Raw genomic sequence first — 2,133 nt, 5'->3', positions numbered from 1 at the left:
TTTAGCACTATAATCATACCACGAAATCACTATGGATTTTTTATATTCAATTGTTCAATTTCATTATACAATTAACCAAATAATTTAACATCACATAATAGAGTTAAAAGAGTACTAGCTTAATAGCTTCGATATTTCCTCTATAAACATTTCTTTAGATATTTTGTATCCAAGAAGCTTTCTTGGTAATTGGTTTATCCAATTGTGTATAACTTCAAGTGTTTCTGTAGTAAGATCACTCAATGCTTTACCTTTTGGTATAAATCGTCTCAACAATCCATTCTGACGTTCATTGGTTCCTCTTTGCCAAGGTGAATTATAACCCTCTATGATCTCGTAGCATAGTCCTTAATTGTGCAATAATCCTCCCTTCTATCCTGTTATTTGTAGCTAGTAATGCTCTCTCATTAGCTAATGTATCTTTAAGGTAAGTAAACAATATATCTTTCTTCACTAACTGCCAAAGAGATCGTTCTGCTTTTACTAATCTCTCATGTTCAGGACGTAATGTGCCATATTCATCTCGCGTCATTTCACTTAAAAATATCTTATGCTTACTAGACCAGGTCTGTAATCGTTCTTCCCACGCTTTAATTTCTTCATCTATATGTATAGCCAATAGATCTTTTGCTAGTACATATAACTCTATTCCAGCCAATGTCTTTGGCCTAGATGTCGTATATCTCTTGACTTGGCAATACACATGGTATAAACACCTTTGGACCTTAGTCCTTTTCCAGATTTTCTTACAAGCCTTCTTGAAGCCAGTACCACCATCAGTAACGACTATATTCGGCGAAGTAATCCGTTGTAATAAAGCCTCCCATGCTGCTGTATGCTCGTATCTACATACATACCAACCCAATACATGTGCCTCATCACAACATATTAATACACATGCTTTCCGCCCTAAATAAATGCCATCAACAAATACTATATCTTTGTGCTCCTCTACCTTAGGAGGCATAGGCCATATCTCCCAGAATTGAGCTGTATTTCGTCTAAATGTGCGACTACTTACAGACATTTCATCTTGTGTTTTACCACTTAACAGCCATTGAATAAATTGATGAAAATATTTTGTGGTACGATCAATTGCATTTGTAAAAACCGTCTTACATTCGGGGCACTGCCATCTTTGAGTTCCTTTTCTTGTTTTTCCATATTTATAGCAAGGAAATCCACAATTTATGCATTTTATCTGATTCATTATTCAATCCTCCTAACCATCTATTATTTAGGAAAATTAAATATCAACCAGCACAGTAATTGCAAGGGGTCTCAGACTTTTTACCAGCTCATTTTGTCCTACCTCAAATTTTTTTAAACAACTTTAAAATTCAATGGGGCTGTAACAAAATGTACTTTTTTACATTTTCGTTACAGCCCTTTTTACATGCAGAAACTACCAAGGTTCTTGAGATAGTGGTATCACAAGATATCTTGGTAGTTTTTCCATTTCTAGGCGCACTTAAATAAGCCTATGTAAATGGCTTGTTTTCTAGGCTTACGCAATTTCTTTTTGGCAGAATAATGAGGTATGTATCCTGTTATCTTGGATTCTATGGTGTAGTTTCGAGATATTAAATCCCATCGCTAATAGGTATAGCATCTTTCGCACATGATCATTACCCCGGTGTAGTAATCGCCTAAACTGAAAGTCTTGTTTTAATACTCCGAAGGCGCCTTCTACTTGTATAGAGCGATTGGTACGTAATCGAACCCCTCCTGTACTTAAGACTCTTTCCTGGTTATGTTGCAATACCGAGTTATATCCTGGAGTAATGCAAATTTGCTTAGTAGGATTCTTTGTGCTTTTCTTTGCATATCGTTGACATTCAGATTTGTATCCACAGCGATTGCAAGATTCACATACGTATACCTTACTTTCCCAAGTAAATCCAGTCTTACTTTTACTCTTACGACGATGAGAAAAGTGTAACTTTCGACCTTTAGCACAAATAAAAGCATCTTCATTGGATCGGTATTCCATATTCCGAGCTTTACCAATATCTGTTTTCCATTTGCGTTGTTTAGAGCGTTCGTAGTCCTTCGACTTAATACAAGATAGGTATCCTTTTTCTTCTAACCATAATAGATTTTCGTAGCTGTCATATCCTGCATCAGCTACTA

Annotated in this window: 2 protein-coding genes; both read right to left on the bottom strand. The window is 35.7% G+C overall.

Going from position 1 to position 2,133, the window contains the following annotated elements; all coding sequences use genetic code 11:
* Positions 1-316: 316 nt before the first annotated feature.
* A complete protein-coding gene (locus tag EO117_RS09005) occupies positions 317-1,210 on the bottom strand; it encodes an IS1249 family transposase (RefSeq protein ID WP_126940109.1) in 894 nt (297 codons plus the stop codon).
* 297 nt (positions 1,211-1,507) lie between these two features.
* A partial coding sequence (locus tag EO117_RS09000) for a transposase (protein WP_164727568.1) occupies positions 1,508-2,133 on the bottom strand: 626 nt, incomplete at its 5' end.

The sequence above is a fragment of the Veillonella sp. VA142 genome (genome assembly GCF_003992135.1).
Taxonomy (GTDB): Bacteria; Bacillota; Negativicutes; order Veillonellales; family Veillonellaceae; genus F0422.
Note: the sequence above shows the minus strand (reverse complement) of the source record. Positions and strands in the feature narration are given on the sequence as shown.

Bases quoted from the DNA above. Each gene is read 5' to 3' on its own strand.
- EO117_RS09005 (WP_126940109.1), bottom strand. From the start codon at position 1,210: ATGAATCAGATAAAATGCATAAATTGTGGATTTCCTTGCTATAAATAT.